This is a genomic window from Otariodibacter sp., from assembly GCF_029256985.1.
Taxonomy (GTDB): domain Bacteria; phylum Pseudomonadota; class Gammaproteobacteria; order Enterobacterales; family Pasteurellaceae; genus Otariodibacter.
The window spans coordinates 13,543-38,250 of sequence record NZ_JARIDQ010000029.1 but is presented as its reverse complement, the minus strand read 5'-3'; the positions used below and the strand labels follow the sequence as shown (position 1 = coordinate 38,250).

Here is a 24,708-nt window from a genome sequence, read left to right as displayed (position 1 = left end):
GTGGTGCGTATTATAGAGAAAAATTACATCATGACAAGTACTTTTTGTAAAAAATTTTCGTTTTTGTGTTGCTCGGTGAAATTTAATTCATTCTGTTTATTTTCATTACAACAAGCGGTTAGATTTTCGCAAAACTTTGCAATCATCTAACCGCTTATCTTAGTCATCCTTTTCTAATATTTGATTTATTTCACTCTTATACAAAACAGCTTTCGCACCGAAAACAGCTTGAACACCACCCCCCACTTCTAATACTTCAATAGCACCTACTGATTTCAATTTAGGTTTATCTACTGATTTAACATCCTTCACTGAAACACGCAAACGAGTTATACAAGCATCCACATGCTCAATATTACTTTCTGTTCCTAATGCTTGGATAATTGTGTGTGCATTTTCAGTTAATGATGTAGTTTGCTGTTCTACAACTTCTTCTTGTTCTTCTGCCCGACCAGGAGTCATTACATTAAACTTACGGATCAAGAATAAGAATGAAAAATAATAAAGGACAGCCCAAGGGATACCAACAAAGATAACATCAATCCAGTTTGTATTTGCATTCCCTTGTAAAATACCAAATAGTAAGAAATCAATGAAACCACCAGAGAAAGTGTTACCGATAGAAATATTAAGGAAATCAGCAATATAGAAAGAAACCCCATCTAAGAATGCGTGAAAAACATATAACCACGGAGCAACAAATAGGAACATAAATTCAATAGGTTCTGTGATCCCGGTAATAAAAGACGTTAATGCCGCACCAAGGAATAATCCGCCAATCTGTTTACGACGTTTTTTCGGTACTGCGTGATACATTGCTAAACACGCCGCAGGTAAACCAAACATCATGGTATCGAAACGACCTGCAAAGAAACGAGTTCCTTCAGTAAATAAGCCTTGATGATTTGGATCTGCTAACTGAGCAAAAAATATTTTTTGTGCGCCAATGATGGTTTCACCATTAACAACTTCTGTTCCCCCTAATTCAGTAAACCAGAAAAGAGGATAGATCATATGATGTAAACCAACCGCACCACTTAATCTCATTAGAAAGCCATAAAAAAATGTCCCCACTTCTCCCATTGAAGCTATCCCCTTACCTGCTGATACTAACCATTGTTGGAAAGTTGGCCAAATAAGGAAGAATATTGCCCCAACGAAAATAGCTGAAAAAGCAGTAACAATAGGTACAAAGCGAGAACCACCAAAGAATCCTAAAATTTGAGGTAATTGAATATTATGATATTTGTTATGTAATTTAACTGTAATCAACCCCATCACTAATGAACCAATTACCCCTGTATCAATGCTTTTCGTTTCTGGGGAAAATAAGGGAATCAATGCTGCAATAGTACCAGTCATTATTAAATAACCGACTACCGCTGCTAATGCCGCTACGCCTTTATCTCTTTTTGCAAGTCCGATACCTAGCCCGATACAAAGCAATAAAGCTAAATTAGCAAAGACAACACTCCCCGCCGCTGACATTATTTGGAAAATGCCTTGTAAGGTTGGATTATCCAATACAGGATAAGCTTGTACCGTTGCAGTATTTGATAATGCTCCACCAATACCTAGTAACAACCCCGCTGCTGGTAGGATTGCAATAGGTAACATAAAGGCTTTGCCGACTTGTTGCAGTTGTTTAAACATAAATACCTCAGTTATTTAACTGATCAATTGTGATGATCTAAAAAATAGATAGGAATTAAGATAATTATAATATTGAAATAATTATAAGAAAGATATTTGTATAAAAAATAATAACTTATACCAAAACCGATAAATCATTAAAAAAAATAGGGGTAATATACTTAAAGTAAGATTGAAAAAAAGTAATTAAGTACTTAAAATTTTCAGTAACGTTTAGTTATAGTAAAAGGAAAATATATGTTTTCATTTTTAAAAGCATCTCCCGTTGCTCCTAGAAAATCTGGCAATGTTGATAATGAATATAAAAGATTACGTTGGCAAGTTTTCGCTGGAGTATTCATTGGCTATGCTGCATATTATTTAATACGTAAAAATTTTTCATTAGCAATGCCATATTTAATTCAAGAATATGGTTTTACAAAAGCTGATTTAGGTACTGTCGGAGTTGCACTATCTTTAGCATATGGTATCAGTAAGTTTGTAATGGGAAATGTATCCGATCGCTCAAATCCTAAATATTTTATTACCATTGGGCTTCTAGGCTCGGCTATTGTCAGTTTAATATTCGGCTTGGTTCCTGGTGTACTATCTTCCATTCCTATCATGATCATATTATCTGCATTTAATGGTTGGTTCCAAGGAATGGGATATCCTCCTGGTGCAAAAACAATGACCAATTGGTTCTCCAAAACAGAAAGAGGGACATGGTGGAGTTGGTGGAATATTTCTCATAATTTAGGAGGAGGACTTATTGGGCCTTTAGCTATTCTAGGATTAGCTATTTTTGGTGCTTGGCAATCACTTTTCTATTTCCCTGCATTAATTGCTATTGTACTTGCTTTAATTATGTTCTGGTTAATGCGTGATACTCCTGAATCACAAGGATTACCTCCTGTTGATGAATGGAGGGGTGAAAAAACAATAGAACACGTAGAATCTGCAGATAAACTTTCTGCAACAGATATTTTCTATAAATATATTATTCATAATAAATTCCTATGGGCAATAGCAATAGCCAATGTATTTGTTTACTTTATTCGATACGGCATCATTGACTGGGCTCCAACTTATTTGAAAGAAGTAAAAGGTTTTTCAGTAGATAAACAAAGTTGGGCTTATTTTTTATACGAATATGCTGGTATATTTGGAATGCTAGTTAGTGGCTATCTAAGTGATAAAGTATTTAAAGGACACAGAGCACCACCAATGCTAATGTTTTTGGTTGGAGTACTTATTGCAATTATCATTTATTGGAAAAATCCAGCAGGAAATCCAATTATAGATAATATATGTTTAATTGCTATTGGTTTTTTAATTTACGGACCAGTAATGATGATTGGTTTACAAGCAGCAGATCTAGTACCAAGGGTTGCTACAGGAACAGCAACTGGTTTAACCGGGTTATTTGGTTATTTAATTGGTTCTGCTAGTGCTGGATGGGTAATGGGTAAATTAGTTGATTTATACGGATGGGACGGTGGATTCTATGCCCTCATCGTATCTTGTTTCCTTGCTTTTGGATTTATCACATTCACATTATTTGATAAGAAATAGAATAATAATCTAAAATAAAATAGATAGTTACACCTCAATCAAACCAAACTGATTGAGGTGTACTGTTTAAAACTAATAAGAAAATAATATCTACATTATTGTTGTTTTTCTAACAAAAACTGATCGGTTTCTTGGCGAGTTGGGATTGCTGTCTGCGCTCCCATTCTAGTAACAGAAAGAGCTGCGGCTGCGTGAGCAAAGCGGATAGATTCATCGAGAGTTTTACCTTCAAGTAATCCAGTGACCACGCCACCATTAAAGGTATCGCCAGCAGCAGTAGTATCGACTGCATTCACACGGAAACCTGCAATAATTTGTCCCTGAATTTTATCTTCTATTTGTTGGCTTACATATACGCCTTTTGAGCCGAGGGTAATCATTACTGTTTCAATCCCGACCTGATGGAATTTTTCTGCTGCTTGTTTCGCTGATCGCTCATCGGTAACTTTTACCCCTGTTAAAATTTCTGCTTCTGTTTCATTCGGAGTAATCATATCTAATAAAGATAATAGGCTTTCTGGTAAAGGCTGTGCGGGAGCTGGATTTAATACTACTTTTGTTGCCGATTTTTTTGCAATTTGTGCAGCTAATTCGACCGCTTGTAATGGGCTTTCTAATTGCATTAACAGCATATCTGCTTGTTCAATAACAGATTGGTGTTGTGCAACTAAATCGGAAGAAAGTTCTCCGTTTGCACCAGCAGAAATCACAATGCTGTTTTCACCTGAATCAGCGACTTGAATCATTGCTAACCCTGTGCTTTGTTTAGGAATAATAGAAATAGGTGAAGTATCAATACCATCTTGTTCAAATGCTGATTTCATCGCTTGTCCGATTTGGTCTTCGCCAATCGCTCCGATAAATTGCACATCTGCCCCTAATCGAGCAGCAGCTACAGCTTGATTGGCACCTTTCCCACCATAAGCAATTTGATAATCATAGCCCGTTAATGTTTCTCCTGCTTTTGGAAAATAAGGCACTCGAATAATGTGATCAACATTGATACTACCTAAAACACAGAGTTTCTTTTTCATTTTATTCCCCAACAATACTTATTGATTTCAAAAAATAAGCGGTCAGATCTTGCAAAACTTTTGCAAAAAGTGACCGCTTGTCTATTTATTTTTTATTATTTGCTAATCACTTTTAATGGTACAGGAATTTTTGTATCAACTTTTTCGCCTTTTAATAATTTATCAGCCGTTTCTACACCTAACTCACCAATTTTTTCTGGTTGTTGAGCAATAGTTGCAGCTAATTTACCTCCTTCAACCGCTTTGATTGCATCATCAGTTCCATCAAAACCAACTACGATGATATCTTTACCTGATGCACTAATTGCACGTAATGCACCTAATGCCATTTCATCGTTTTGAGCAAAGACTGCTTTTGCATCACCATTACTGACTAAAAGGTTTTCTGTTACATTTAAACCTTTAGTACGGTCAAAATCAGCTGGTTGGCTAGCAAGTAAATCAAATTGATTTGCTTCTACTGCTTGTTTAAATCCTTCACCACGTTCACGAGCAACTGATGTTCCTGCAATTCCTTCTAATTGGATAACTTTAGCATTTTTACCCACTTTTTCTGCAATAAAGTCACCAGCCATTTTTCCGCCCGCAACGTTATCTGATGCAATATGGCTCACAATTTTACCACTACTTGCACCACGATCTAATGTAATTACCGGAATGTGTTTTTTGTTTGCTACAGCAACTGCATTACCTACCGCTTCTGAATCTGTTGGGTTAATAAGCAATACTTTTGCACCACGAACTGTTACATCTTCCACATTAGATAACTCTTTTGCTGGGTCGTTTTGTGAATCCAAGACCACAAGATCATAACCTAACTCATTGGCTTTCTTCTCAGCACCTTCTTTGAGAGTAACAAAGAATGGATTGTCTAATGTTGAAATTGCTAATGCAATTGTGTCTTTTGCCATTGCTGATGCACTGAATACTAAACCTAATGCAACTGCTAATGATGTTAATTTTTTCATATAAATCTCCTAGAGAGTGTGAAAATAAGTTAGATAAACTGCACCAACCTAGGTTAATAAAACCTATACTTTTTTACGACCAATGAAGTTATCTAAGATAACCGCAGCTAAAATAACAAGTGCTTTTGCAACAAGTTGATAGTAAGAGTCAATATCTAATAAATTCAAGGCATTACTTAAGAAACCAATAATTAACGCCCCGATTAATGTACCAATAATACGACCTTTTCCCCCCATTAAACTGGTTCCCCCAACAACCACGGCAGCAATAGCATCAAGCTCATAACCTGTACCCGCTGTTGGTTGTGCTGAACCTAAACGAGAAGTAACAATTAACCCAGCTAACGCGGACAATACACCACTGACAGCAAAAACAAATAGCTTAATTTTGTTTACGTTAATACCAGATAATGCTGTTGCTGACTCATTACCACCTAATGCATAAATATAACGACCGATACGTGTTTGCGTTAAAATGAACCAACCTAATGCAAATAAAATAAACATTAACCATACGGGTACTGGCACGCCAAACCACACACCTGTTCCTATTTCAGCAAAGACGTCAGCATTATCTGAAAAACCGGTGCTAATTGGACGTCCACCCATATAAATCATCGTAACGCCACGCAATAAAAGCATTGTGATTAATGTCGCCATAAAAGCTTGAACTTTACCAAAGGCAACTAATCCACCATTAAGTAAGCCAATCAAAGCACCAAAAATCAATACGGCTGGAATCACAATGAAAATGGATAAATCCATTCCGACTAGAGTTGCAGCTACTGCTCCTGTTAGTGCTAATACCGATCCAACTGACAAATCAATTCCCGCAATAAGAATCACCATTGTCATCCCTATCGCAATAATCGCATTGATTGAGGTTTGTCTTAAAATATTTAATAAATTATCTGGTGTAAAAAAACTGGGATTCAAAACAGATACAATCGCAATCAATACAAGCAATGCGATAATCGAGCGTTGTTCAATTATAAATTTTGTTAAATTAAATTGTTTGTTCATTGTAAAATTCTCGCTAAAAATAACCGCTTGTTTTAGTGTAATTTACCAATTGCTGCCGCCAATAGTTTCTCTTGTGTTGCCTCAGTACGGGAAAACTCACCTGTCATCTCGCCTTCTTTCATTACAAAAATGCGATCGGACATACCTAATACTTCAGGCATATCGGAAGAAACTAAAATGATACTTAAGCCCTCTGCTTTAAATTGGTTGATCAATTGATAAATTTCTTTTCTCGCACCAACATCAACACCTCGAGTTGGTTCATCTAAAATCAAAATATTTGGCCTTGTCATCAACCCTTTAGCTATCGCCACTTTTTGCTGATTTCCCCCAGAAAGCTCGCCAATAATCTTATCTGGGCTTGGAGTTTTAATATTAAATAAATCAATAAAATCAACGACTGCCATTAACTCTTTTTCTTTGTTTATTTTTCCTAAATGAGAAAAATAAGGTAAAGCAGTCAGCGACATATTGTCCTTAACAGACATACCTAGCACTAAGCCGTCACCTTTACGATCTTCAGAAATATAAACAATACCGTTATTCAAACCATCTTGAGCAGAACGATTATGGATAGATCTACCATCTAAATAAATCTCACCAGAAGTCATTGGTAAAGCACCATACAACACTTTCATTAACTCTGTACGACCTGCTCCCATTAAACCAGATACCCCTAATATTTCACCTTGACGCAATGAAAAGGACACGTTCTTGACCCCACTTCCTGTGAGATTTTTAACTTCTAACCGCACATCACCACGGGTAATCTCAATATGTGGATATTGATCTTCTAATTTACGTCCAACCATCATTTCAATTAAGGTATCTTCGGTTAAGTCAGATACTGGTTTCTCACCAATAAATTGACCATCACGCAGTACAGTAACATCATCACAAATTTCAAAGATTTCTTTAATACGGTGAGAAATATAAACGATGCCTCGCCCTTCTGTTTTCAATTCACGAATAACGGCAAAAAGTGCATCTGTTTCTGTATCAGTCAAAGCATCTGTTGGCTCATCCATTATGATCACTTTGGATTCAAAACTTAGTGCCTTGGCAATTTCAACCATTTGTAATTCACCAATGGACAATTCACTAGCTAATTTACGACTGGAATGAGTCACGCCTAAACGAGATAACAAGCGGTCAGATTCTGCATACATTTTACGCCAATCTATTCCACCCCATTTGTTAGTAAACTCACGCCCAAGAAAGATATTTTCAGCAATAGATAAATTACCTAGGATATTCAACTCTTGATGGATAATACTTAAACCTGCCTCTTGAGAATGTTTAGGGTTACTAAATTTGACTAATTGCCCAAGATATTCAATCGTGCCTGCATCGCGTTGATAAATACCTGTCAGAATTTTCATTAACGTCGATTTACCAGCACCATTTTCGCCCATCAGTGCCATCACTCTACCTGAATATACGTTTAAACACGCATTTTTTAAGGCTTGTACACCAGGGAAAGCTTTATCAATTCCGTTAATTTTTAATAATATGTTCATAGTCTTAACCTAAAAAGGTACGCCAGAATAAAGAATGATATTAGCATAAGGCGAACACTCCCCTGTTCTTACCACGCCTTTTGCTTGATTGCTATGTTGTTTAAATTCCTCGTGAGAAACATATTCAATAGAAATGGGCTTTGTTTGTTCTTTTGCTATTTTTCCAATTAAATCGAGTAATTTTGTTTCTACTTGAGGATTCTTTTGTTTAATTTCTTCTGCTAATAGAATTTTTTCCACAAATAGCTCGGATAAAACCACTTCTAATGTGGATAAAAAATCAGGAAGTCCTTTAGTAAGAGCTAAATCAACGCAAGTTTGATCTGATGGAATAGGCAACCCTGCATCACAAATAGTTAATCCATCTGTATGCCCCATTGTTGCAATAAGGTGGGAAAGTTGAGCATTTAAAATTGTTGTTTTTTTCATATAAATCGCCCTAAAACTTTATTTAAATTTCATCGAAACGTTTCGATAAACAAAGAATAAAAAAACAACGAATAAAAAACAAATGGATTTTGTTAAAAATGTGAGGTGGTTCAAATAAAAAATCTAGCAGTATTCTTATCAAAAGTTAATAAAATACTACTAGATTCAATAATGCTTTTCTAAGTAAAAGAATTTAACTAGTTAATACTGCATCAATCATCTTATATACATCATCTTCTGATTTACACACTCTAACTTTATCCAGATCTATTCCTAATTCACTGCTAGGATCATCCAAAATTTGAGTTATTTCGACCAAACCTTGCATATGTTGCTCAGCATCTTTTCCAGCTAAAGTAAGTAAGACATCAATTGGGTCATCTGAACCATCAAAATAGATTGGCTCACTAAGGGTAACCAATGCAAAAGCTGTTCTTATAACACCATCTTCTGGACGTGCATGAGGCATTGCTAAACCAGGAGCAAGAATAATATAAGGACCAATTTCCTTTATTTTATTGATAATTTCCTCATAATATCGCTCCTCAACCGCTCCTGATTTGACTAACATGTCAGTACCTATTTTTATAGCTTCTTTCCATGACCTAGCTGATTGATGCAATTTAATCGAATGATTTTCAATAAGTGATTGTTTCAAATTCATAATCAATCCTTTTTAAAACTATTATTTAGAAAGACAAAGCTTGTTTAACAATATCCTCAGCTGTTAATTCATATTCTTTCATTAAGAAATCCAATGTACCAACTTGACCATAACGCTGTTTTATACCTACTCGTCTTAGAGGGATTGGATAATTTTCACTTAAAACTTCAGCTACAGCAGAACCTAATCCATTAGTAATACTATGGTTTTCACAAGTAACTACTTTCCCCGTTAATTTTGCATAATGTAAAATACATTCTGCATCAATAGGTTTTAAAGTAAACATATCAATAACAGTAGCATCTATCCCTTTATCTGCTAATAAATCAGCAGCTTTTAATGCTTCTGCAACCATAATACCATTCGCAATAAGAGTAACATCTTTGCCTTCTCTTAAAACTTTAGCTTTACCTATTGTGAAAGTTTCCCCTTCTTGATAAATTTTTACGGCATTCTTACGAATAGTTCTAACCCAATAAAATCCTTTAAGATCAACTAACTGATTAACCAAACTCTTCATCATCGTACCATCTGTTACCTCAAGTACTTTAGAATTAGCTAATCCTCTAACAATTCCCATATCCTCAAAGGACATATGTGTTCCACCATTATGTACAGCTGTCACTCCTGCATCAGACGCAATAACTTTTACATTAGTTTTTTGATAATCTAATGCCATAAAAAGTTGATCAAAACAACGACGGCTTGCGAATGCAGTAAAAGAATGAACAAAAGGAATATGACCTGCAAGAGACAACCCCGCAGCCATACCAACAACATTAGCTTCCATTATTCCACAATTAATCACTTGATTTGGAAGTTGTTTTTGAACCTTATCCATCGTCATACAACTCATTAAATCAGCTTCTAATTGAACAATAAGAGGATTATTTTCCATCTTTTCCTTTAATGTTTCAGCGTAAATTTTACGCATTTCAAGTTCATCATAAACTTGCATTTTTCACCTCCAACGCCTGTATTTCTGCATCAATTTTATGACGAATATCATCCGTTAAACGTAAATGATGACAATTAGGTAAAGATTCTAAATAAGGAACACCTTGTCCTTTTATGCTATCTAGAATAACAACAAGAGGCTTATCTCCTTCTGTAGAATGGCTTAATGCTTGGTGTAACTTATCAATATCATCCCCTTTAATTAATTCAACTTTGAAACCAAAACTACTAAATTTATTTTCTAAGTTAAATGGGTTAATAATATCGGTTAAATTACCATCTAATTGTTGTTTGTTATAATCAACAATAACACATAAATTTTTTAAATTATGATGAGCAATAAATTGAAAAGCTTCCCAACATTGCCCTTCATTTAATTCTCCATCACCAACAATACAAAATGTCTTATTAGGCATATTACGTAAAGAATGAGATAGAGCAATGCCTGTAGCAATAGATATTCCCTGACCAAGAGAACCTGTCGTAGCATCAACACCAATAGTATTAATTCTATCTGGATGGCTAGGTAGTTTAGTTCCATTCTTATTCAATGTGAGCAATTGCTCTACTGGAAAATATCCTTTTAGTGCAAGAGTTGCATATAAAGCTGGCCCTGCATGTCCTTTAGATAAAACAAAGTAATCTCTTTCTTCCCATAATGGATTTTTAGGGTCAATTTTCATCACATCGCCATACAATACGGCTAATATTTCCACTATTGATAAGCTTCCACCAAAATGGCCGAATCCAAGATGTGATAAAGATTTCAATATTTCAATTCTTATTTGATTAGCAAATTTTTTAAGATCTGTATTCATATAACTATTCCCCTTTTTTCTCTGTTTTTTTAGCTACATAGTTATGAATAATCAGTAAAGCAAAAATACCAACAATAACTGTTGTTATCATTTCTTTAGAAAAGTATTGAGCCATGTATCCTAATAAAATACCAATACCACCAAAATCAGCATCAGAGAATGTCGTATTAGCAAAACCTAATGAACCTAACACTGGGAGTAAGAATACAGGTAAAAATGTAATCAATAGCCCATTAGCAAAAGCACCAAGGACAGCTCCGCGTCGACCTCCTGTTGCATTACCAAATACCCCAGCTGTAGCACCACAGAAAAAGTGAGGAACAACACCTGGTAAGATAAGAACCCAACTCAACTTACTCAATAAAGCCAATCCAACGATACCACCAACAAAGCTTGATAAAAACCCAATCAGTACCGCATTTGGAGCGTAAGGAAATACAATAGGACAATCTAAAGCAGGTTTTGCATCTGGAACTAACTTTTCAGAAAACCCTGTAAAAGCAGGCACAATTTCAGCTAAAATCAGGCGAACACCTTGTAGAATAACAAAAACACCCGCAGCAAATGTAATAGCTTGAATTAATGAATAAACAAGATAATTTTGTCCTCCACTAAAAGTTTGTTCTACATATTCATTACCAGAAGCAATAGCAAGAATAAAATAGATAATCATCATAGTAAGAGAAATAGAAATTGAGCTATCTCTTAAGAAACTGAGATTTTTAGGTAAATTCATTTCTTCTGTAGATTTAGAACCTTTACCAACCGCTTGTCCTATCACACCAGATAAAACATAACCTAATGTACCAAAGTGACCAAATCCAACATCATTACTTCCTGTAATTTTACGCATGTAATAATGTGCAAGAGCGGGAAAGAAAGCCATAACAAGGCCTAAAGTTAACGAGCCTACAACTACAAGTTGTACACCTTCAAATCCTACAACAGTCAAAATGATACCAATCATACATGCCATATAAAAAGTATGATGTCCTGTTAAGAATATGTATTTCATACGTGTAAAACGAGCAACAAGAATATTTGCAACCATACCAAAAGCCATTATTAATGCAGTTGCTGTACCATACTGCTCAACGGCCATTGAAACAATAGCTTCATTATTCGGAATAATACCTTGAACATTAAATGCATGTTCAAACATTCCTCCTAATGGATCTAATGCCCCCATGAGAATGCCTGCTCCACCACCTAAAACGAGAAAGCCTAGAATAGTTTTTACTGTTCCTTTAACAACATCAGAAAAAGATTTTTTTTGGGTAATTAATCCAACAAGAGCAATTACACCCACAAGAACAGCTGGAACCTTTAAAATATCGAGTATAAAAAATAAAAAACTATCCATATTCCACCTCTTTTAGCGATTAAAATAAGCTGTTAATTTTTCTTCAAACTCACTCACACTGACTAAGTTTTTCACTGTAATAATTCTGTCTGCTGGAATACTACTACTCTCAGCTATATCTTTTGCCATCACAAATACATCTGCATCATCTAATGTAACCGAGGATAAATCAGTATGATTAACCTCAGCTTCCATTCCTAATTTTGCCAGAGCTTTCTTTATATTTAGCTCCATCATAAAACTACTGCCTAAACCTGAACCACATACCGCCATAATTTTCATAAAAATTCCCTCATATTAGAATCATTGATATGTCTACTTTTTTATTTGTAGATTACTCATAAGGTAGTCTAATAACTAATGTTACCGCTATCAATAATCTATATTTAAAAATGTGATAGCGTTAACATTTTTTTTATCTTTTATTTTTTTGTTATAATAAATTAAATGATATAGGTAGGGATTATTATGATTTCAGAATCAAACAGAACACGAAAAACATCAGGGAAAATAACTTTAGCTGATGTTGCTAAATTTGTGGGTGTGGGATCTATGACCGTTTCAAGGGCATTAAGAACACCTGAAGTTGTTTCTGAAGATTTAAGAAAAAAAATAGAGAAAGCTGTTATTGAATTAGGTTATGTACCTAATTTTTCAGCAAGGCAACTTGCATCAGCATCTTCAAAAAACCTAGTGATTGTAACATCATCAATTACTTCTACTGAAAATACACTAATACTGTCCGCATTAAACAAAAGTATTTCAGAATTAGAATTACAAATGGTTATTCTTGTTGCTAATGAAAAATATTGGTTACGAGAATTAATTAACCACTCCCCTCAAGCAATAATACTACTCAACTTTGATTGTTCCCCAAATGCTATAAAATGGATTAAACAAAGTGGTATACCAACTATTGAGATAGGAGCAAAACAACAAAATCCTATCAATATTAATATAGGGATTGACAGTAGAGTCTCTATGCAACATATGATTAATTTTTTACTAAATAAAGGCCATAAAGAAATTGGCTTACTGTCATCTAATCAAGATCTTTCTATATTTCAAAAGTATCTTGAAAGTTGGCATACCACTTTATTAAAAAAACATGTAAACCCTCATTTAATCTACCATTCTGCTGAAAAAATATCTTTCTCTACTGGAGCCAGTTTATTTAACGATGCAATACTAGAGTGGGGGAAAGTCGATGCTTTAGTTTTTCTATCGGATGAATTGGCATGTGGAGCACTTTATGAAGCTCATAGAAAACATTTTTCTATCCCTAATGATATGGCTATTGTCAGCTTGGGAGGACTCGATGTAGGCTCTGTATCCTACCCTAAATTAACAACCATATCCATTCCTTACGAAAAAATGGGAATACTAGCTGGTCAAAAATTAGTAGATATAATAAAGGGAAATATATCTGCTTTAGATAAAATTATCATTGATATGCCTACATCTTTAATCGAGAGAGATAGTGCCTAAATTAGAATGAACTTCTTCTGACAACTTCAGGTGTTAATTGAATATTTTCAATTTTTTTATAGGGATCACGAATACGAGCAATAAGTCGCTCTACCGCATATTTAGCTAACCTTGCTTTAGGTTGATGAATCGTAGAAAGGGGTGGGGATAAATACTGAGCTAATTCAATATTATCATAACCCATTACAGCTATATCCTTCGGAATACTTAACCCTGCTTTCCATACTGATTGATAAACCCCGATAGCAATACTATCACTCATTGCAAAAATAGCTTTAGGTCGTTTATCTAAAGAGAGTAAGTAATTCATCGCATCAATCCCACCTTGATAATCGAAATGACTTTCGACAATCCAGTCTGGATTTATTTGCAAATTATGTTCTTGAACTGCCCGCTTGTATCCCTTTAATCGATCTTGAGTTAGGGGCTTTGTCAGTTCACCTGTGATCACTGCGATATCTGAATAGCCAGCCTCAATTAGTGATTTTGTTGCAAGATAACCGCCAAGTTCTGAATTTTCATGAATAATATCAGCATTTAAAGGATCTTGCCACCAATCAATAATAACGACGGGTAGCGTTATATCTTTTATTAGATTAGATTCCAGATCTTTCGGCTCTGAACACATCAATAATAATCCATCAACTTGCTTTAATAACAAACGGTCAAGATGTTGTTTTAAACTATGAAAATTACCTTCGGTATTTACCACAATGAGATGGTAATTATGACGTTCACAGTAACGTTCAACGTGACGAACAACTTCCGAGAAAAATGGATTACTACTTGCTGTGACTAACATTCCAATGGTGTTGGTTTCTTTAATTTTTAAACTACGAGCAACAAGAGAGGGTTTGTAATCTAAATCCTTGATAACTTGCTGAACTCTTTGTGTAATTTCTTCACTGACAAATCGAGTATTATTTACAACATGAGAAACTGTTGAAAGAGAAACTCCCGCAATACGAGCAATATCTTTCATTGTTGTCATAGCTGTTCCTTATATCCTTATAAAATATTACCATTGAAAAAAACGCCTTAACCTTACGGTTAAAGCGTTTAATATTAAACCATCATATTAGCGTCTATTCGCTAATTTGGTTTTTGTCAGTTCATAAACACGTAATTTTGCAATTTCTCTTGCTAATTTAGCAGTTAAATCTGCATCATTCGTTTTTCCGAGCTTATCTTCTGCTTTACGTTTTGCAGCCAAAATACGTTGTTCATCAAGCTCTTCACCCCGAATAGCAGTATCCGCTAACACGGTAACAATTGTCGGTTGAACTTCAAGGAAACCACCTGATACATAGATAAATTCTTCTTTACCATCTGCAAAATTATATTTAACCATTCCTGGTTTTATTGCAGTTAGTAATGGAGTATGTCCTGCATAGACACCTAATTCCCCATCAATCCCAGAGACTCGAACACTTGTTACCTGACCAGAAAAAATTTCTTTTTCCGCAGAAACTACAGTTAATTCAAATTGAGATGTCATTCTGTTCTCCTTTGTTTAAAGAACAATTACATCTTATTTGCTCTTTCAATCACTTCATCGATCGAACCAGCCATATAGAATGCTTGTTCAGGAATGTGATCGTACTCACCATCTAAAATACCTTTGAAACCACGAATTGTCTCTTTTAGTGGAACATATTTACCTGGTGTACCGTTAAATACTTCAGCAACAAAGAATGGTTGAGATAAATAACGTTCGATCTTACGAGCACGAGATACAACAAGTTTGTCATCTTCAGATAATTCATCCATACCTAAAATAGCAATGATATCTTTTAGCTCTTTGTAACGTTGTAAAATACCTTGAACACCACGAGCAACATTATAATGTTCTTCACCAACAACTAATGGATCTAATTGTCTTGATGTTGAATCTAATGGATCAACTGCAGGATAAATACCTAAAGAAGCAATTTGGCGGCTTAATACAACTGTTGAATCCAAGTGAGCAAAGGTTGTTGCTGGAGATGGGTCTGTTAAGTCATCAGCAGGAACATATACCGCTTGAACAGAAGTAATAGAACCTTTTTTAGTTGAAGTAATACGTTCTTGTAGTACTCCCATTTCTTCCGCTAATGTTGGCTGATAACCTACCGCTGATGGCATACGACCTAACAATGCTGATACTTCTGTTCCTGCTAAGGTATAACGATAAATATTATCTACGAAGAATAATACATCACGACCTTCATCACGGAATTTTTCAGCGATTGTTAAGCCAGTTAATGCAACACGTAAACGGTTACCTGGTGGCTCGTTCATTTGTCCGTAAACAAGCGATACTTTATCAAGTACGTTTGAATCTTTCATTTCGTGGTAGAAGTCATTACCCTCACGAGTACGCTCACCTACACCAGCAAATACTGAGTAACCTGAGTGTTCGATCGCAATATTACGGATTAACTCCATCATATTTACGGTTTTACCAACACCTGCACCACCGAATAAACCAACTTTACCCCCTTTTGCAAATGGGCAAATTAAGTCGATTACTTTGATACCTGTTTCTAAAAGTTCTGTACTATTTGCTTGCTCTTCATAACTTGGTGCAGCTCGATGAATAGACCAACGCTCTTCTTCACCAATAGGACCTTGTTCATCAACAGGTTCACCTAATACATTCATAATACGACCTAGAGTTTGTGTACCGACTGGTACCTGAATCGCTTTTCCTGTATTTTTAACTTTCAAACCACGTTTTAAACCATCTGAAGTACCTAATGCAATACAACGCACTACGCCGCCACCTAATTGTTGCTCAACTTCGAGCGTTAAACCCGATTCAACCTTTAATGCATCATAAACTTTTGGTACTGTGTCTTGCGGAAATTCAACGTCGATGACTGCACCGATGATTTGTACAATTTTTCCAGTTGCCATTACCGTTCCTCTATATATTTTTGTTAAATTGCAGCGGCACCCGCAACAATTTCATTTAATTCATTCGTAATACTCGCTTGACGAGCTTTGTTATACACCAATTGTAATTCATTGATCAAATTACCTGCATTATCAGTAGCTGCTTTCATTGCTACCATTCTAGCAGCTTGCTCTGATGCAAGATTATCAACAATAGCTTGATATACTTGAGACTCTAAGTAACGAACTAGTAGACTATCAAGTAATGACTCTGGATCTGGCTCATAAAGATAATCCCATGAGCCATTATTTTCTAAAGCATCATCTTCCATTGTTGGTAATGGTAGTAATTGTTGGACTATTGGTTCTTGTGACATTGTATTAATAAAACGATTATATACAATATAAAGTTCGTCAATTTCACCTTCACGATAATCATTTACCATCCCATTTATTGAACCAAGTAAATCCTCCATTATTGGAGTATCTCCTAATCCATTTATTTGAGATTTTATTTCAATCTCCATATGATGGAAAAACGATATTGCTTTACTTCCAACTAGTCCTAAGCGAACAGTTACATTATTTTCTTTATGTGATTGTAATTCATTCAATACTGACTTAAATAAATTAATATTTAAACCACCACATAATCCACGATCTGTTGAAATAACTAAATAACCAATTTTTTTAACATCTCGAGAAGTAAGAAATGGATGTTTATAACCAACATTTCCTTTTGCAATATGACTAATTACCTTACGAATAGTTGCAGCATAAGGACGAGATGCAACCATACGTTCTTGAGTCTTCCGCATTTTAGATGCAGCAACCATTTCCATTGCTTTAGTAATCTTTTGTGTATTACGAATACTTGCAATTTTTGTTCTTATCTCTTTAGCACCTGCCATATTATTTCTCCGCTAAAGTAGAATTACCATGAACTATTCTTTTTGAAATCACTTAATATTCCAGTCAATTTTTCTTTGATAGAATCATTATAATCACCTGATTTAGAAAGTTCTTTCATAAAGTCTGCATGATGAGTATTTGCATACTCTAAAAGAGATAATTCAAAAGATCTCACTCGGTCAACTTCAATATCATTTAAGAATCCATACTCAGCAGAAGCTAAAGATAAAGCCAATTCTGCAACAGTCATTGGAGAAAATTGTTTCTGTTTAAGTAACTCAGTTACTTTTTGACCGTGAGAAAGTTGTTTTCTTGTCGCTTCATCAAGATCTGATGCAAATTGAGCAAATGCTGCTAACTCACGATATTGAGCAAGTGCAGTACGGATACCTCCTGCTAATTTTTTAATTAACTTAGTTTGAGCTGATCCTCCAACACGAGAAACCGAAATACCTGGGTTAACTGCTGGACGAATACCTGAGTTAAATAAATTAGATTCTAAGAAAATCTGTCCATCAGTAATTGAAATTACGTTAGTTGGAACGAATGCTGATACGTCACCTGCTTGAGTTTCAATAATAGGTAATGCTGTTAATGAACCAGTTTTACCTTTTACTTCACCCTTAGTGAAACGCTCTACATATTCAACATTAACACGAGCTGCACGCTCAAGTAAGCGAGAGTGAAGATAGAAAACATCTCCTGGGAAAGCTTCACGACCTGGTGGACGACGTAAAAGTAGAGAAATTTGCCGATAAGCAACCGCTTGTTTAGATAGATCATCATAAACAATTAAAGCATCTTCACCACGATCACGGAAGTATTCCCCCATTGCACAACCTGCATATGGAGCTAAATATTGTAATGCGGCAGACTCAGATGCAGATGCAGCAACAATAATAGTATTTTGTAATGCACCATGTTCTTCTAATTTACGAACTACATTCGAAATAGTTGATGCTTTTTGACCTATAGCAACGTAAATACATTTGATACCTGAATCTCGTTGATTAATAATAGCATCAATAGCAAGCGCAGTTTTACCTGTTTGACGGTCACCGATGATTAATTCACGCTGTCCTCTACCTATTGGAACCATTGAATCAACAGCTTTATAACCAGTTTGAACAGCTTGATCTACTGATTGACGTTCAATAACCCCTGGTGCAATGACTTCAACAGGAGAAAACCCATCATTATCAATCTCACCCTTACCATCAATCGGTTGACCTAACGTGTTGACAACTCGCCCTAATAATCCTTTTCCAACAGGTACTTCTAAGATACGGCCAGTACACTTAACTTCATCACCTTCAGCTAAATCAGCATAAGGTCCCATTACTACCGCACCAACAGAATCTCTTTCTAAGTTTAACGCAATGGCATATTTATTATCTGGTAATGCAATCATTTCACCTTGCATTACGTCAGATAAGCCATGGATTCGAATAATCCCATCACTTACTGAAATGATTGTCCCGGTACTTTGTGCTTCATTTACCACATTGAACTGGGCTATACGTTTTTTTATCAATTCACTAATTTCTGTAGAATTTAGTTGCATTTTTTATTCCTCTTACAAGCACAACTCAGTTGCTAAACGATTTAACTGCCCACGACTACTTGCATCAATAACGGTATCATCATAACGAATAATAATACCTGCTAGTAATGATTTATCTACATGAGAAACTAAACTAACTTTGCAATTAAGTCGCTTTTCCATCGCAGTGACAATTTTGGTGGTTTGTGCTTTACTTAATTTTGTTGCAGAAACAACTTCAACATTTTTGGTTGAATCATGTTCTGAACGTAATTCAAGAAATGCGTTTAATACCGAAGGTAGCGCAATTAAGCGTTTATTTTCAGCCATAATACGAATGAAATTTTGCCCATATTGGTCTAGTTGTTCGGCACAAATAGCAATAAAAATATCTGCAATTTGAGTCGAGGAAAGAGAAGAGTTAATAAAAGCTACCACCTCTTCATTTTCAGCAACTAACGCTGAAAATTGTAACATTTCTTGCCATTTATCCAACTGACTCTGTTCTAAAGCAAAATCAAAAACTGCTTTAGCATAGGGGCGAGCTATTGTAGTTAATTCTGACATCTGCCCCCCTTAATTATAGTTCTGCAACAAGCTTGTTAATAATGTCATTGTTAGCCGCTGCATCAACAGTACGTCCCACAATTTTTTCTGCACCAGCAACAGCTAGTACAGCCACTTTTTGACGAAGCTCTTCTTGAACACGTTTACGCTCACTTTCAACTTCAGCATAACCTTGCTCAATAATTTTTGCTTTTTCAGCTTCTGCTTCAGTTTGAACAGATTCTAAAATTTCATTACGACGCTTATTTGCTAAATCAATAATATGTTGAGCTTCTTCTCGAGCTTTAGCAAGTTCTTTATCAACCAATACCTTAGTATCTGCTTGCTCTTGTTTCGCTTTTTCAGCACTTGCTAACGCATCAGCAATATTAGCTTGACGAGTTTCGATTGCACTGATAAGCGGAGGCCAAACAAATTTCATACAAAATAACACAAATAGTACGAATGCTATAAGTTGGCCAATTAATGTTGCATTTAAATTCACAACATCCTCCTTCGTTTATAGTGGAAAATAACAATTCTATATTAACCCAATAATGCAACGAATGGATTTGCGAATGCGAAGTATAAACCAATACCAACGGAGATCATCGCGATAGCATCAAGAAGACCCGCAACGATAAACATTTTTGTCATTAATGAGTTAGCTAGTTCAGGCTGTCTTGCCGCTGATTCTAAGAAACGACCACCTAAAATACCGAAACCAATTGCGGTACCTAAAGCAGCGAAAGCCATTAAAATAGCAGAAGCAATGATTGTTGAACCAATTACAGTTTCCATAGTTTTTTTTCTCCAATTGAAGTTGAAGGGTTATGACCCCATGTTTAAGTAAAATAAAAATTAGTGTTCTGCTTTGTTATAAGCAATACTCAAATAAACGATTGTAAGCATCATAAAAACAAAAGCTTGTAGTGCAACAATAAGAATATGAAATATAGCCCAAGCAACATGTAAAGGTATTCCCATCGCTTGAATAGCAAAAGAACTCGACATATACATCACAGCAATTAATACAAAAATTAATTCACCCGCATACATATTTCCAAATAAACGTAGTGCAAGAGAAATTGGTTTTGCTATCAATGTTACAACTTCTAATATGAAGTTGACTGGAATAAATGCCCAATGATTAAACGGATGTAATGTGTATTCCTTAACTAAACCACTGACACCTTTTGATTTGATGGTATAAAAAATAATAAGAAAGAAAACACAAATTGACATACCAAAAGTTGCATTCATATCAGCTGTAGGAACAGCTCTAAGATGTTCAACACCAAACATTTCAGCTACTTGAGGAAGAAAATCAACAGGAATTAAGTCTATGGTATTCATTACAAAAACCCAACAAAAAACTGTTAATGCAAGAGGGACAATAAAATCACGTGAGCCATGAAAATTATCTTTAACAAGTCCATTAACCCACTCAACTATAATTTCAACAAGACATTGAAATTTTCCTGGCACCCCTGTAGTTGCTTTTCTCGATACACGATAGAAGAAAAATAAGAATAAGGCACCTGATAAAATAGAAAAGAACAAAGTATCTATATTAATACTCCAAAAACCATCACCAGATGTTAGGAAGGTTAAATGGTGGCTAATATAGTCAGTTGTTGTTTGACCAGACATAATTCATCCTTTTGAAATTAAAAGAGAGTTATTTTGCACGAATTTTTAAATATATTGGTAGCAAACTATTCAATAATAAAATAAAAAAGTAACCGACAAAAAAAGCAACTATATTCATATTAATGAAAAATTTAAAAAAGAGAACTATCAATATAATCGTAGATCCCCATTTTATTCCTTCTCCACAAAACAGAACAACCATTTTATTTTTATTTTTCTGACTTTTTTTTGAGAAAAACCAAAGAAAAAACAAAAAATGAGGTAATAACCCTGCAACTTCCCCAAGAAACAGGGAAATAGAACTGCTTAAATTTACCCATAAAAACGAAAATAAAAAAGAAATTAAAAAAATAACTATCTCAATACTAAGCGCTTTCTTATGGAAAATTTTTGCCTGATTAATAACAGTAGACATATTCACCTAATTTTTTACAAAAAGAAATCAAAAAGATAACTATTGCCACACTGTACAAAACCAAAAGTTACACGAGCAAAATCTTGTCAATTATACGTTTTTTACAGTAGCATTCCAACTGATAAAATGAATAAAAATGTGTGCTACTTAACATTATTAATAAAAATAGACAAATATATTATCTACTCAGACTTGGATAAAATAATCAAATGCCTTTCTCCAATCAATTCAGGTACTTCCAATTTTATGAGCTCGGATACAATTATAGGCTTATCTATCTCTGATAATTCCTCATTATGATAAATACCCTTAAGAGCATAAAACTGTCCATTTTCATTTGGTAAGTGGTAGCACCAATTAACCATGTCATTTAATGATGCAAAGGCTCGGCTTAATACACCATCAAATTGCTGTTCTGTATATTCTTCTACTCGGCTTTGTACTGGCGTAACATTTTTAATGCCTAATTTCAGTAATGCTTGCTGAATAAAACGAATTCGCTTACCAAGACTATCTAATAAAATAAAATGTTTATCGGGATTAGCAATAGCTAAAGGAATGCCCGGAAGTCCAGGACCTGTTCCTACATCAATAAAAGAATTACCTTGTAAGTAAGGACTTACAACTAAACTATCCATAATATGTTTTACTAACATTTCATTTGGATCACGCACAGAAGTTAAGTTATAAGCCTTATTCCATTTATCGAGCAATTGAACAAAATCGACTAATTGTTGTTTTTGTTGATCAGTTAGAGATATATCCGCTTGCAATAACAAGCGGTCTAATTTAGCTAACATTTTACAATTTCCTTTTGATTATTCGCCACGTTTTAACATGCCTTGTTTCTTTAATGCGACCAATAAAATAGAAATTGCAGCAGGAGTTATACCTGAAATACGAGAAGCTTGTCCAATAGAAACAGGACGATGCTCTACTAATTTCGCTCGTACTTCATTAGATAAGCTTTCCACTTTATCATAATCAAATTCTGCTGGGATCAGAGTATTCTCGTGACGTTTATGGCGTTCAATTTCTTGATATTGATGCTCAATATATCCTTGGTATTTAATTGCGATTTCAACCTGTTCAGCCGCTTGCTTATCATCTAAAGTTGGAGCAAAAGGTTCTATTTGGGTTAAAGCATCATAATTAACTTCAGGACGACGTAATAAGTCTTCACCACTCGCTTCTCGAGTCAATGGAGTATTCAGTAATGAATTGATTTCACTTAAATTTGCAGTTTGTTGGTGTACCCAAATTTGTTTTAAGCGTTCACGTTCTTTTTCAATATTTTCCACTTTTTGATTGAATCTCGCCCAACGAGCATCATCAATCAATCCCAGTTTATGAGCAATTGGTGTTAAACGGATATCAGCGTTATCTTCACGAAGTAATAAACGATATTCAGCACGAGAAGTGAATACACGGTAAGGCTCTTTTGTACCTAATGTACAGAGATCATCAACAAGCACGCCAGTATAAGCTTGATCTCGAGTTGGGAACCAAGCATCTTTACCTTGTACTTGTAAACCAGCATTAATACCTGCTAGCAAACCTTGTGCGCCGGCTTCCTCATACCCTGTTGTACCATTAATTTGACCTGCGAAGAATAATCCATCAATGGCTTTTGTTTCTAAGGTTGGTTTTAAATCACGAGGATCGAAGTAATCATACTCAATCGCATAGCCTGGTTTAACTATACGGGTATTTTCTAAGCCTTTCATTGAATGGACGATACCCATTTGCACATCAAAAGGTAAACTGGTTGAAATACCATTTGGATAAACTTCGATCGTGTTTAGTCCTTCTGGCTCTAAATAGATCTGATGGCTATTGCGATCGCTAAAACGCATTACTTTATCTTCGATCGAAGGGCAATATCGTGGTCCAATCCCTTCAATTATCCCTGTGTACATTGGACTACGATCTAAACTATTACGAATAAGATCGTGAGTTTGTTCGTTTGTATGCGTAATATAACAAGGTATTTGACGAGGGTGTTGATCAACCGATCCCATAAATGAAAATACCGGTAAATCTTTATCACCGTGTTGCTGTGCTAAGACTGAAAAATCTATTGTTCTCGCATCTAATCTTGGCGGAGTACCTGTTTTTAAACGATCAACACGTAAGTTTAACTCTCTTAATCTTGATGCAAGCATAGTTGCAGCAGGATCGCCTGCACGACCCCCTGCATAATTATCTAAACCAATATGGATCTTACCCGCTAAGAATGTTCCTGCTGTTAAAACAACAGATCGAGCTTTAAAGGTTAGACCCATTTTAGTTACAGCACCGACAGCTCGATTATTTTCAATTAAAATATCAACGACTTCTTGTTGGAAAATATCTAAATTTTGTTGATTTTCTAATGCTGTTCTTACCGCTTGTCTATATAAGACTCTATCGGCTTGAGCTCGAGTTGCTCTAACTGCTGGTCCTTTACTGCTATTTAAGGTTCTAAATTGAATCCCTGCTGAGTCAGTAGCTTTCGCCATTAACCCGCCCATAGCATCGATCTCTTTAACTAAATGTCCTTTACCGATCCCTCCAATAGCTGGGTTACAAGACATTTGGCCGAGTGTATCTACATTGTGTGTTAATAAAAGTGTTTTTAAACCCATTCTCGCTGGGGCAAGGGCTGCTTCTGTACCAGCATGGCCTCCACCTACAACGATAACATCGTATATTTCATTGTAAATCATATATAGCCTTTTAAATTCCTAAAAAATCTGAGTAAATTCTACCTGAAAAAAAAGGATCTTGAAAAAGCTATTTCAGATCTTTTAATGGATCGAAAAAAAGGATCTAATTAATATAAGATCTTTATATATAGATCTTTATTATTTTTTTTATTAGTATTAGCCTTTTAAAAGGATAACTAACTATATTGAATAAAAATCAATAAGTTATATTAAAAGAAAGATGTAAAAAAGATCAATTAAGATATCAATAAGATTGTGGATAAATAGTGTAGTTATCCACAGGTATAAAAAAATAGATAGTTATTATTGAATAAATCTCAAGATAAAAACAACTAAAATACTAGTTATCCACAAATTTAAACGCTTATATTATAATCAATAAGCTATTTTTTATTAGCTTAAATTATAATCATTTTGTCTGTTTTAATATTTTTAGCTGGAATAGTCTTAGGTAACTAAGCTAAATTACTCTTAACTAACTATTTTAAAATATAAATTTGAACCGTTAAGTTGCTGTGATTAATGAGAAAATGAGTATAAATAATGTACTGTTAGGCGTTACTTTTTCACGAATCACGAATGA

General features: G+C 34.9%; 25 protein-coding genes. 2 read left to right on the top strand and 23 right to left on the bottom strand.

What is annotated here, in order from left to right; genetic code table 11:
* Positions 1-159 precede the first annotated feature (159 nt).
* Complete coding sequence (locus Q1J40_RS03015) at positions 160-1,653, bottom strand: PTS transporter subunit EIIC (RefSeq protein ID WP_301098555.1); 1,494 nt, start codon at positions 1,651-1,653, stop codon at positions 160-162.
* A 237-nt stretch (positions 1,654-1,890) separates the two neighbouring features.
* Here Q1J40_RS03015 and pgtP point away from each other — a divergent pair, with 237 nt between their 5' ends.
* Positions 1,891-3,207, top strand: coding sequence for a phosphoglycerate transporter protein PgtP (gene pgtP, locus Q1J40_RS03010; RefSeq protein WP_301098554.1), 1,317 nt, complete (start codon positions 1,891-1,893; stop codon positions 3,205-3,207).
* A 95-nt stretch (positions 3,208-3,302) separates the two neighbouring features.
* Here pgtP and rbsK read toward each other — a convergent pair whose 3' ends face one another.
* From rbsK to Q1J40_RS02960, 10 genes are all read right to left on the bottom strand, one after another.
* A complete protein-coding gene (gene rbsK / locus Q1J40_RS03005; RefSeq protein WP_301098553.1) occupies positions 3,303-4,241 on the bottom strand; it encodes a ribokinase in 939 nt (312 codons plus the stop codon).
* A gap of 95 nt (positions 4,242-4,336) precedes the next feature.
* Entirely contained in the window at positions 4,337-5,209 is an 873-nt protein-coding gene (gene rbsB, locus Q1J40_RS03000) for a ribose ABC transporter substrate-binding protein RbsB (protein WP_301098552.1), read from the bottom strand.
* A gap of 63 nt (positions 5,210-5,272) precedes the next feature.
* Positions 5,273-6,232, bottom strand: a complete 960-nt coding sequence (rbsC, locus tag Q1J40_RS02995; protein ID WP_301098551.1) for a ribose ABC transporter permease — start codon at positions 6,230-6,232, stop codon at positions 5,273-5,275.
* A gap of 32 nt (positions 6,233-6,264) precedes the next feature.
* Positions 6,265-7,752: a ribose ABC transporter ATP-binding protein RbsA gene (rbsA, locus tag Q1J40_RS02990; protein WP_301098550.1), complete on the bottom strand. Its 1,488-nt coding sequence runs from the start codon at positions 7,750-7,752 to the stop codon at positions 6,265-6,267.
* Positions 7,753-7,761: 9 nt separating this feature from the next.
* Positions 7,762-8,181, bottom strand: coding sequence for a D-ribose pyranase (rbsD, locus tag Q1J40_RS02985; protein WP_301098549.1), 420 nt, complete (start codon positions 8,179-8,181; stop codon positions 7,762-7,764).
* Between the two features lie 193 nt (positions 8,182-8,374).
* The gene (locus Q1J40_RS02980) at positions 8,375-8,845 is read right to left on the bottom strand and encodes a PTS sugar transporter subunit IIA (RefSeq protein WP_301098548.1); all 471 of its coding nucleotides are present in this window, start codon (positions 8,843-8,845) and stop codon (positions 8,375-8,377) included.
* 25 nt (positions 8,846-8,870) lie between these two features.
* A complete protein-coding gene (locus Q1J40_RS02975; protein ID WP_301098547.1) occupies positions 8,871-9,803 on the bottom strand; it encodes a transketolase family protein in 933 nt (310 codons plus the stop codon).
* Positions 9,790-10,620, bottom strand: a complete 831-nt coding sequence (locus Q1J40_RS02970; RefSeq protein ID WP_301098546.1) for a transketolase — start codon at positions 10,618-10,620, stop codon at positions 9,790-9,792. The genes Q1J40_RS02975 and Q1J40_RS02970 overlap by 14 nt, the downstream gene beginning before the upstream one ends.
* 4 nt (positions 10,621-10,624) lie before the next feature.
* Entirely contained in the window at positions 10,625-11,983 is a 1,359-nt protein-coding gene (gene ulaA / locus Q1J40_RS02965) for a PTS ascorbate transporter subunit IIC (protein ID WP_301098545.1), read from the bottom strand.
* Between the two features lie 12 nt (positions 11,984-11,995).
* Positions 11,996-12,265 (bottom strand): PTS sugar transporter subunit IIB, encoded by a 270-nt coding sequence (locus Q1J40_RS02960; RefSeq protein WP_301098544.1) that lies wholly within the window; start codon positions 12,263-12,265, stop codon positions 11,996-11,998.
* Between the two features lie 186 nt (positions 12,266-12,451).
* Here Q1J40_RS02960 and Q1J40_RS02955 point away from each other — a divergent pair, with 186 nt between their 5' ends.
* Positions 12,452-13,471, top strand: coding sequence for a LacI family DNA-binding transcriptional regulator (locus tag Q1J40_RS02955; RefSeq protein ID WP_301098543.1), 1,020 nt, complete (start codon positions 12,452-12,454; stop codon positions 13,469-13,471).
* Between the two features lies 1 nt (position 13,472).
* Here Q1J40_RS02955 and Q1J40_RS02950 read toward each other — a convergent pair whose 3' ends face one another.
* From Q1J40_RS02950 to mnmG, 12 genes are all read right to left on the bottom strand, one after another.
* Positions 13,473-14,462: a substrate-binding domain-containing protein gene (locus tag Q1J40_RS02950; protein ID WP_301098542.1), complete on the bottom strand. Its 990-nt coding sequence runs from the start codon at positions 14,460-14,462 to the stop codon at positions 13,473-13,475.
* Positions 14,463-14,549: 87 nt separating this feature from the next.
* A complete protein-coding gene (locus Q1J40_RS02945; protein ID WP_301098541.1) occupies positions 14,550-14,969 on the bottom strand; it encodes a F0F1 ATP synthase subunit epsilon in 420 nt (139 codons plus the stop codon).
* A gap of 26 nt (positions 14,970-14,995) precedes the next feature.
* Positions 14,996-16,369: a F0F1 ATP synthase subunit beta gene (atpD, locus tag Q1J40_RS02940; protein WP_301098540.1), complete on the bottom strand. Its 1,374-nt coding sequence runs from the start codon at positions 16,367-16,369 to the stop codon at positions 14,996-14,998.
* A 23-nt stretch (positions 16,370-16,392) separates the two neighbouring features.
* Positions 16,393-17,259 carry a F0F1 ATP synthase subunit gamma gene (gene atpG / locus Q1J40_RS02935; RefSeq protein ID WP_301098539.1) on the bottom strand — a complete coding sequence of 289 codons (867 nt, stop codon included), beginning with the start codon at positions 17,257-17,259 and terminating at the stop codon, positions 16,393-16,395.
* A 23-nt stretch (positions 17,260-17,282) separates the two neighbouring features.
* Entirely contained in the window at positions 17,283-18,824 is a 1,542-nt protein-coding gene (gene atpA / locus Q1J40_RS02930; protein WP_301098538.1) for a F0F1 ATP synthase subunit alpha, read from the bottom strand.
* Between the two features lie 12 nt (positions 18,825-18,836).
* Positions 18,837-19,370, bottom strand: a complete 534-nt coding sequence (gene atpH, locus Q1J40_RS02925; RefSeq protein WP_301098537.1) for a F0F1 ATP synthase subunit delta — start codon at positions 19,368-19,370, stop codon at positions 18,837-18,839.
* A gap of 13 nt (positions 19,371-19,383) precedes the next feature.
* A complete protein-coding gene (atpF, locus tag Q1J40_RS02920) occupies positions 19,384-19,854 on the bottom strand; it encodes a F0F1 ATP synthase subunit B (protein WP_301098536.1) in 471 nt (156 codons plus the stop codon).
* 41 nt (positions 19,855-19,895) lie between these two features.
* Positions 19,896-20,150: a F0F1 ATP synthase subunit C gene (gene atpE / locus Q1J40_RS02915; RefSeq protein ID WP_121122855.1), complete on the bottom strand. Its 255-nt coding sequence runs from the start codon at positions 20,148-20,150 to the stop codon at positions 19,896-19,898.
* Between the two features lie 60 nt (positions 20,151-20,210).
* Positions 20,211-21,002: a F0F1 ATP synthase subunit A gene (atpB, locus tag Q1J40_RS02910; protein ID WP_301098535.1), complete on the bottom strand. Its 792-nt coding sequence runs from the start codon at positions 21,000-21,002 to the stop codon at positions 20,211-20,213.
* 28 nt (positions 21,003-21,030) lie between these two features.
* Positions 21,031-21,417, bottom strand: a complete 387-nt coding sequence (locus tag Q1J40_RS02905; RefSeq protein ID WP_301098534.1) for an ATP synthase subunit I — start codon at positions 21,415-21,417, stop codon at positions 21,031-21,033.
* Positions 21,418-21,599: 182 nt separating this feature from the next.
* A complete protein-coding gene (gene rsmG / locus Q1J40_RS02900) occupies positions 21,600-22,217 on the bottom strand; it encodes a 16S rRNA (guanine(527)-N(7))-methyltransferase RsmG (protein WP_301098533.1) in 618 nt (205 codons plus the stop codon).
* A gap of 18 nt (positions 22,218-22,235) precedes the next feature.
* On the bottom strand, positions 22,236-24,125 hold the full coding sequence (gene mnmG / locus Q1J40_RS02895) for a tRNA uridine-5-carboxymethylaminomethyl(34) synthesis enzyme MnmG (RefSeq protein ID WP_301098532.1): 1,890 nt from the start codon (positions 24,123-24,125) through the stop codon (positions 22,236-22,238).
* Positions 24,126-24,708: the final 583 nt, after the last annotated feature.

Bases quoted from the DNA above. Each gene is read 5' to 3' on its own strand.
- Q1J40_RS03015 (WP_301098555.1), bottom strand. From the start codon at position 1,653: ATGTTTAAACAACTGCAACAAGTCGGCAAAGCCTTTATGTTACCTATT.
- pgtP (WP_301098554.1), top strand. From the start codon at position 1,891: ATGTTTTCATTTTTAAAAGCATCTCCCGTTGCTCCTAGAAAATCTGGC.
- rbsK (WP_301098553.1), bottom strand. From the start codon at position 4,241: ATGAAAAAGAAACTCTGTGTTTTAGGTAGTATCAATGTTGATCACATT.
- rbsB (WP_301098552.1), bottom strand. From the start codon at position 5,209: ATGAAAAAATTAACATCATTAGCAGTTGCATTAGGTTTAGTATTCAGT.
- rbsC (WP_301098551.1), bottom strand. From the start codon at position 6,232: ATGAACAAACAATTTAATTTAACAAAATTTATAATTGAACAACGCTCG.
- rbsA (WP_301098550.1), bottom strand. From the start codon at position 7,752: ATGAACATATTATTAAAAATTAACGGAATTGATAAAGCTTTCCCTGGT.
- rbsD (WP_301098549.1), bottom strand. From the start codon at position 8,181: ATGAAAAAAACAACAATTTTAAATGCTCAACTTTCCCACCTTATTGCA.
- Q1J40_RS02980 (WP_301098548.1), bottom strand. From the start codon at position 8,845: ATGAATTTGAAACAATCACTTATTGAAAATCATTCGATTAAATTGCAT.
- Q1J40_RS02975 (WP_301098547.1), bottom strand. From the start codon at position 9,803: ATGCAAGTTTATGATGAACTTGAAATGCGTAAAATTTACGCTGAAACA.
- Q1J40_RS02970 (WP_301098546.1), bottom strand. From the start codon at position 10,620: ATGAATACAGATCTTAAAAAATTTGCTAATCAAATAAGAATTGAAATA.
- ulaA (WP_301098545.1), bottom strand. From the start codon at position 11,983: ATGGATAGTTTTTTATTTTTTATACTCGATATTTTAAAGGTTCCAGCT.
- Q1J40_RS02960 (WP_301098544.1), bottom strand. From the start codon at position 12,265: ATGAAAATTATGGCGGTATGTGGTTCAGGTTTAGGCAGTAGTTTTATG.
- Q1J40_RS02955 (WP_301098543.1), top strand. From the start codon at position 12,452: ATGATTTCAGAATCAAACAGAACACGAAAAACATCAGGGAAAATAACT.
- Q1J40_RS02950 (WP_301098542.1), bottom strand. From the start codon at position 14,462: ATGACAACAATGAAAGATATTGCTCGTATTGCGGGAGTTTCTCTTTCA.
- Q1J40_RS02945 (WP_301098541.1), bottom strand. From the start codon at position 14,969: ATGACATCTCAATTTGAATTAACTGTAGTTTCTGCGGAAAAAGAAATT.
- atpD (WP_301098540.1), bottom strand. From the start codon at position 16,369: ATGGCAACTGGAAAAATTGTACAAATCATCGGTGCAGTCATCGACGTT.
- atpG (WP_301098539.1), bottom strand. From the start codon at position 17,259: ATGGCAGGTGCTAAAGAGATAAGAACAAAAATTGCAAGTATTCGTAAT.
- atpA (WP_301098538.1), bottom strand. From the start codon at position 18,824: ATGCAACTAAATTCTACAGAAATTAGTGAATTGATAAAAAAACGTATA.
- atpH (WP_301098537.1), bottom strand. From the start codon at position 19,370: ATGTCAGAATTAACTACAATAGCTCGCCCCTATGCTAAAGCAGTTTTT.
- atpE (WP_121122855.1), bottom strand. From the start codon at position 20,150: ATGGAAACTGTAATTGGTTCAACAATCATTGCTTCTGCTATTTTAATG.
- atpB (WP_301098535.1), bottom strand. From the start codon at position 21,002: ATGTCTGGTCAAACAACAACTGACTATATTAGCCACCATTTAACCTTC.
- Q1J40_RS02905 (WP_301098534.1), bottom strand. From the start codon at position 21,417: ATGTCTACTGTTATTAATCAGGCAAAAATTTTCCATAAGAAAGCGCTT.
- rsmG (WP_301098533.1), bottom strand. From the start codon at position 22,217: ATGTTAGCTAAATTAGACCGCTTGTTATTGCAAGCGGATATATCTCTA.
- mnmG (WP_301098532.1), bottom strand. From the start codon at position 24,125: ATGATTTACAATGAAATATACGATGTTATCGTTGTAGGTGGAGGCCAT.